Raw genomic sequence first — 5,707 nt, 5'->3', positions numbered from 1 at the left:
CCGGCAGCGCGCCGGCCCGCCCCTCGCTCGTCCGTGGACCTGGATCCGCCCTAGTTGCGGTTCCCCAGCACCGCGATGTCGCGGGAGCGCAGGGTGCGGCCGCTGCCGAGCAAGCCCATCACCCGCTCGCCGCCGGGCTGGTAGCGCAGCGTGGTGGCGCGCATGCCCAGCAGCAGGTTCACCGTCACCAGCGTTCCCGGCACCTCCGTCCCCTCCAGCATGGACGCCAGCTGGGCCGCGGTGTTCTCCTGGAAGTTGCGTGCGACGATCACCAGCGCGTCGGGCATCTCGTCCACGGCGGCGGCGACGGCCTTGGCCGCATCGCCGCCGAGCGTGAACTGCACCTGCGGATAGGCCAGCACCACGCCCAGCCGCTCGCCGTGCCCGAAGCGCACGCACTCCTCGGGGCCCAGCGAGCCCAGCGCCGCGGCGCCCGTCATGTCTTCCATCACCCGGCCGATGCGCTGGCGGAACTCGCCGGCGGCGGTGGGGCCGCGGAACGACAGGCTGCGCAGCGCCTCGCCGAAGTAGCGGTCGGCGTCGAAGTGGCGGTAGCAGGGGAGCAGGCGCGACGCGGTGGGCCGGTCTACCCATCCCGTGGCCGCCAGCGCGTCCACCAGCGCGTCGCCCTCCAGGTGCGGGTCGCGCGCCGCCACCCAGCGCAGCGCGTGCTCCATCCGCGTGCTCTCGTCGCCGATGGGGTTTACGCCGGACGGGGGCGTGAACAGGACTTCGTTGAGCGGCTTGCCGAACCAGATCATCGGGGATCGACCACTTCGGTTGAGCGGAACGGGACTGCTGTGACGATGATGGAACCGGCCGCGCGCGTCAAGACGCGGCGCGGGAGCTTGACACCCTGTACCCGCCAGCCATCTTGTCGGTTCACCGAACGCGTACCCGCACCCGGACCACAGCCGTGCACCGACTTGCCCTGCCCGCCGCCCTGCTGGCGCTGGCCGCCTGCGAGGTCAACCAGACCCCGGCGCGGGTGCTGAACCCGCGCGACCCCAGCGCCGTGGAGCAGCGCGACGCCGAACAGGAGATCGCGGCGCGGGTGGGTGCCTTTCGCGAGGCGCTGCTGCGCGGCGACCGCGGCGGCGCCGTCGATGCACTGGCGCCGGTGGGGACGGCGCACGTGATGGGGCCGCGGGCCAACGACGGGCGCGCCCTGCTGGGCCCCGACGGGCTGCGCGCCACCCTCGACGCCCTGGCGCTGCCCACGGGAGCCGTGGCGCGCACCCCGGACCTGCACGTAGAAGCCGATGCCCAGGACGGCACCGGCTGGTTCGCCACCCACCTGGAGCTGTTTCCGGTAGCGCAGGGCGGCCAGGCGGAGCGTCTGCGGGTGTCGGGGGTGTTCGCGCGGCAGGAGGGAACGTGGCGGCTGATCGAGATGCACCTGTCGCGTCCCGAGGCCCCGCCCGCCCCCCCGGCCGACACTACGGCTGCGGCGCCGGCGGCAGCGAATCCAGCTTCGGGCGCAGCGCCTCGGGAAGACGGATGACGGGAGCCTCCGGGCTCCAGTCCACCGGCCGGGTCATGGGCGCGTAGTCCTCGCCCGGCTGAAAGCCCAGCGGCTCCGCCAGCGCGGCGGCCAGCTGCGCGTCGGTGATCCGCCCGCCGCCGTGCATCAGCCGCAGCACCTCGTTGCGGCGCGCGCCCACCGGGCCGGGCGCCGCCTCCGGGTCAAGCACCCGCGGCGGAAGGAGGATGCCGGCCAGCGTGGCCGCCTCTCCAAGCGTCAGCCGCCGCACGTCCTTGCCGAAGTACTCCATGGCCGCGTGGTGCACCCCGAAGAGCGGCCAGCTTTCCGTCCGCCCCAGGTACACCCGGTTCAGGTACAGTTCCAGCCGCCGTCCGGGCGAGCGCTCGGCTTCCAGCAGCTGCGCCATGGCCACCTCGCTGGCCTGGCCCTTTACCCCGGGCTCCAGCTGGTGCACCTGCCGCACCAGGTCGCGCGCGAGCGAGGGGCGCTGCCTGCGCAGGTAGCCGGGCTGGCGCAGGGTGGAGGTGGTGTCGACCACCGTCAGGAACGCCTCGCGCACGTGGGGCGGAAGCTGCGACAGCGGCACCCAGTCGGGGCGCCGGCGCGCCTGCGCCTCCTGCTTCAGCAGCCCGGCGCCCAGCTGCAGGTGCGCCCACACCATGTAGGCGCCCAGCCCGGCGATCAGCATCACCCCCACCACGGCCAGCCCGATCAGCGAGTCGCGGTACCGGCCGCCCAGCCGCTTTTCCTCCGGCTGCTTGGTCCACCTGCCCGTGCGCGGCGCGCCTCCGAGCTTCTGTCCTTTTCCGGGCTTGGCCACCGAAGTACTTGGAGTACGGAGTAAACGTGCGGTCGATCGGGTCCGGCCCAGGCGCGGCCGGCGCCCGCGGGCGGGCAAGAAGCATTCCCGGGCCCGTCAAGTACCGGCGCGCCAAGGGCTTTGGACGGTTGCATCCGCGCCCCCGTTCCGTTAGCGTTCAGCTTGCCGGAGCAGACGCTTCCGGCCGCCCGGAACCGTGCACCGACCGATGGAGCAAACCTACTTCCGCCGCGGGTTCGGCCTCAAGAAAGAGGTCGCCCCCCTCATCCGGTCCGAGTACCACAGCACCCTCGTGGAGCGCATCCGCGCCCGCGGGTACCGCGAAACCTGGGGCGAGGGAAGCCGGCAGGTGACGGTGCGGCTGGCGGAGGAGTTCGGCTTCTGCTACGGCGTGGACCGGGCCGTGGAATACGCCTACGAGACGCGCGCCCAGTTTCCCGGGCGCCGCATCTTCCTGCTGGGCGAGATCATCCACAACCCCCACGTCAATCGCCGCCTGACGGAGATGGGTGTGGTGTTCCTGCATCCCGACGAGCAGGGCGCCTTCGACTTCGCCGGGCTGGTCCCCGACGACGTGGTCATCCTTCCCGCCTTCGGCGCCACGGTCGCCGACTTCCGGCGGTTGCAGGCCGTGGGCTGCATCCTGGTCGACACCACCTGCGGCAGCGTGCTGAACGTGTGGAAGCGGGTGGAGCAGTACGCGCGGGACGGCTTTACGGCGCTCATCCACGGCAAGTACCTGCACGAGGAAACGCGCGCCACGGCCAGCCAGGCGCTCAAGTACCCCGAGGGGCGCTTCCTGATCGTGCGCGACATGCCCGAGGCGCGGCGGGTGACGGACTACATCGAGCAGGCGCCGGGCGCCATGACCCGCGCCGAGTTCCTGGAGCACTTCACCCCCAAGGCGTCGGCGGGGTTCGATCCCGACCTTCACCTGCGGCGCATCGGTGTGGCCAACCAGACGACCATGCTTTCGGGCGAGTCGCTGGACATCGCCGCCGAGGTGGGCCGGTCGCTCGCCCGGCGGTACGGCGGCGAGCCGGGGTTCGACCTGTCGCAGCACTTCCGCTCGTTCGACACCATCTGCTCGGCCACGCAGGAGCGGCAGGACGCCGTGCACCAGCTGGTGGACGGCCCCGACGGCCCGCCCGACGTGATGGTGGTCATCGGCGGCTACAACTCGTCGAACACCCACCACCTGGCGGTGCTCTGCGCCCAGCACACCGTCACCTTCCACGTGGCCGACGCTTCGTGCATCGACCCCGAGGCGGGCACCATCCGCTTCAAGCCGGCCGGCACCCCGCTGGACGCGCCCGAAGTGGTCGCAGAGGACTGGCTGCCTCCCGGACCGCTGACCGTGGGGCTCACCGCTGGTGCATCCACTCCCAACAACAAGATCGGCGAGGCGGTGGAGCGCCTGCTGCGCACCCGGGGCCTGGCCGTGGACGACGTTCCGGAGCCCGCGGCGGCGTAGCGGTACGCGCGCTGGCGCAATCTGAGCGTCAAACCGAGACGGAAGAGGCGGCTTCGGCGGCCGTGGGGGCGAACTCGTCGTACAGGTCCAGGAAGATCTGGAACAGCTCGGGATCGAACGAGCCCTGGTCGTCGCGCATGATGCCCAGGGCCTGCTCCGGGGTCAGCGGCGCGCGGTAGCTGCGGGCGGTGGTCAGGGCGTCGAAGACGTCGGCCAGGCGCAGGATGCGGGCGGACCGGGGGATGGCCTCCGCCGCCAGCTGGTCGGGATAGCCCCTGCCGTCCCAGCGCTCGTGGTGGCTTCGCACCATCGGGCGGATGTCCCAGGGAAACTCCACCGGCGCCAGCATCTCGTCGCCGATGACGGTGTGGCGCTCCATCGTCGCCCGTTCCTCGTCGGTCAGCCTTCCCGGCTTGTTCAAAATCTCCTCGGGCACCTCGGTCTTCCCCACGTCGTGAAGGAAGGCCCCCATCCGGAACCAGGTCAGCTCGCGGTCCGTCATCCCCGCCCGCTCGGCGATGCGGCAGGCGTAGTCGGCCACGCGCGCGCAGTGGCCCAGCGTGTAGTGGTCCTTGGCCTCGATGGACTCGCCCCAGAAGCGCACCAGCGACAGGAACTCCTCTTCCAGCTCCGAGACGCGGCTGTCGATGTCGGCCAGGTCCGGCCGCGCCTGCAGGCTGGTGAACAGCGCGTGCGAGCGGTTGAGCGCCTCCAGCGCCTGCCGGTTGCGGCCCTGCTGCCGAAGCACGCGGGCCATCTCGCGCTGGGCCTCGGCCTCGAGCAGGGGGCTGGTGTCGCGCGTGATTCCGACGGCGCGCTGCAGGTGGATGGTGGCCAGGTGAAGCTTTCCGCTCTCGCGGTAGATGACGCCGTAGAACTTCAGCGCTTCGGCCTGGCGCTGCTCGTCGTTGAGCCGGCTGAAGATCTCGAAACCCTCGTCGCAGGCTTCGCGGGCCCGGTCCAGCTCGCCGCGGGCCAGGAACAGCTCGGCGCGGTTGATGTGGATGACGCCGGCGTGAACGATGTCGCCCACCTCCTCGCAGATCTGCAGCGCACGGGTGAAGTACTCGTCCGCCTGGTCCAGGCGCCCCATGTCTACGTGCAGCATCCCGAGGTTGTTCAGCGACGACAGCCGCCCCCGGACGGTGTTCGCCTGCTCCAGGTACGAGAGCGCGGTCTGGTATCGCTGTAGCGCCTCGTCCAGATCGCCCCGGATGTTGGCGAGGATCCCCAGGTTCTGCTCGGTGTCGCCTACCAGCACCGGGGTGTTGCTCTCGCGCCCCAGCACATTGGCTCGCTGGTACAGCTCGGCGGCCCGCACCAGTTCGCCCGCATCCTGGGCCAGCACGCCCAGGCCGTTGAGTGCCCGCCCCGCGATGGCGGCATGCCCGTGCATCTCGCCCAGCGTCAGGGCAAGCTCCAGTACGTCGTGCGCCAGCTCGCGCTGGCCCGAAAGGCGGTGGCAGTGCCCCAGCCGCACCACCGACTCCAGCAGAGCCGGGGCATCGCCCGCATCCAGGCTGGCCTGGTACGCCGATTCGAGCGTGTGGAACGCATCGGTCCACGAGCCGGCGCGTTCCTGCGCCGTCGCGCGATCGAGGAGGGCGTGGAGATTGACTGTCACCGGTTGTGTTGCGGGCAGAAACGAAGCGGGGGACGGCACCAGCCGCCCCCCAGAACGCACGCTGGCGCGCAGCGGCTCAGTGGCCGCCGCTGATGTACCCCGACTGGATGGTGATCTCGCCCCCGTCGCCCGTGTGCTGGCCTTCGCCGCCGGCCGACGCACGGTTCACGGCGGAAACCGAATCGCCCACGACGCGGTTGAGCGAGGGATCCGCCACGGCCGTCGGGGCGGTGGCGGAATCGGCGCAGCCGCCGGCGGTGATCAGGATGCCGGCAAGCGCGGCCAGCAGAGTCGCACGAATAC

At 71.5% G+C, this 5,707-nt stretch carries 6 protein-coding genes; 2 read left to right on the top strand and 4 right to left on the bottom strand.

Going from position 1 to position 5,707, the window contains the following annotated elements; translation table 11 throughout:
- Positions 1 to 50: 50 nt before the first annotated feature.
- The gene (locus VIB55_RS10290; RefSeq protein WP_331876571.1) at positions 51 to 761 is read right to left on the bottom strand and encodes a hypothetical protein; all 711 of its coding nucleotides are present in this window, start codon (positions 759 to 761) and stop codon (positions 51 to 53) included.
- A 155-nt stretch (positions 762 to 916) separates the two neighbouring features.
- Between VIB55_RS10290 and VIB55_RS10285 the strand changes: the two genes are divergently transcribed.
- Entirely contained in the window at positions 917 to 1,504 is a 588-nt protein-coding gene (locus VIB55_RS10285; protein WP_331876570.1) for a nuclear transport factor 2 family protein, read from the top strand.
- Here the strand turns inward: VIB55_RS10285 and VIB55_RS10280 are convergent.
- The gene (locus tag VIB55_RS10280) at positions 1,440 to 2,306 is read right to left on the bottom strand and encodes a transglycosylase domain-containing protein (RefSeq protein ID WP_331876569.1); all 867 of its coding nucleotides are present in this window, start codon (positions 2,304 to 2,306) and stop codon (positions 1,440 to 1,442) included. The two genes, VIB55_RS10285 and VIB55_RS10280, sit on opposite strands and share 65 nt — an antisense overlap.
- Positions 2,307 to 2,514: 208 nt before the next feature.
- On the opposite strand from VIB55_RS10280, the gene VIB55_RS10275 reads away from it, so the two are divergent.
- The gene (locus VIB55_RS10275) at positions 2,515 to 3,780 is read left to right on the top strand and encodes a 4-hydroxy-3-methylbut-2-enyl diphosphate reductase (protein WP_331876568.1); all 1,266 of its coding nucleotides are present in this window, start codon (positions 2,515 to 2,517) and stop codon (positions 3,778 to 3,780) included.
- Between the two features lie 28 nt (positions 3,781 to 3,808).
- Here VIB55_RS10275 and VIB55_RS10270 read toward each other — a convergent pair whose 3' ends face one another.
- Together VIB55_RS10270 and VIB55_RS10265 are read right to left on the bottom strand one after the other, a co-directional pair.
- Positions 3,809 to 5,404: an HD domain-containing phosphohydrolase gene (locus VIB55_RS10270; protein ID WP_331876567.1), complete on the bottom strand. Its 1,596-nt coding sequence runs from the start codon at positions 5,402 to 5,404 to the stop codon at positions 3,809 to 3,811.
- Positions 5,405 to 5,480: 76 nt separating this feature from the next.
- Positions 5,481 to 5,707, bottom strand: a 227-nt coding sequence (locus VIB55_RS10265) for a hypothetical protein (protein ID WP_331876566.1), incomplete at its 5' end; no start/stop codon positions are given.

Source organism: Longimicrobium sp., assembly GCF_036554565.1.
Taxonomy (GTDB): Bacteria; Gemmatimonadota; Gemmatimonadetes; order Longimicrobiales; family Longimicrobiaceae; genus Longimicrobium.
This window is presented reverse-complemented; position numbering and strand designations above follow the sequence as displayed.

Coding starts and splice junctions, on each gene's coding strand:
- VIB55_RS10290 (WP_331876571.1), bottom strand. CDS start 761: ATGATCTGGTTCGGCAAGCCGCTCAACGAAGTCCTGTTCACGCCCCCG.
- VIB55_RS10275 (WP_331876568.1), top strand. CDS start 2,515: ATGGAGCAAACCTACTTCCGCCGCGGGTTCGGCCTCAAGAAAGAGGTC.